Genomic DNA, 460 nt, shown 5'->3' on the forward strand with positions numbered 1-460 from the left:
CAATAGTGAGTCTGGAAGGTCTTCCTGTATGATGTTTTTCTACTAACCCTTCAACACCAAAATCAAGATAGGCCTTGATCCATTTATTCACACTGAGACGACTGACTTTAAGAAATGACGCGATTTCAGTTCGATTTTTACCATCGATAAAGTGAGAGACCGCGAGTAATCTTAGCCTCAACCTCGCGTTGGAGGTTGCGCCGATAAGCTTTGATAAATCTGAGTTCATATAGGCTCCTTTCAGAGTCTATATTAGATCATGAATTTAATGGAATTGGTATAACTAGTCTTGAAGGTATTTACCTTCAGCGATCTGCCAAAATGCTCTAATTAACGGATTTTCTAACTGCGATCGCTTACAGCACACTCCTAATTCAAACGGCTTGATTGGCTCTATTTTTAAGCGGTCGACTTTATCTCTCACAGGACTGTTGTTGATTACAACGTCTGGCGCAATACC

General features: G+C 40.4%; 1 protein-coding gene and 1 pseudogene. Both read right to left on the reverse strand.

The window, feature by feature from the left end; translation table 11 throughout:
* Positions 1–229: transposase (locus AB4512_RS23415; RefSeq protein ID WP_372175919.1), on the reverse strand; the 229-nt coding region annotated here is incomplete at its 3' end.
* Positions 230–283: 54 nt separating this feature from the next.
* A pseudogene (locus tag AB4512_RS23420) lies at positions 284–460 on the reverse strand (HTH-type transcriptional activator IlvY); the annotation flags it as partial.

Origin of the sequence: Vibrio sp. 10N.222.52.B7, assembly GCF_041474275.1 — a bacterium.
Taxonomy (GTDB): Bacteria; Pseudomonadota; Gammaproteobacteria; order Enterobacterales; family Vibrionaceae; genus Vibrio; species Vibrio crassostreae_C.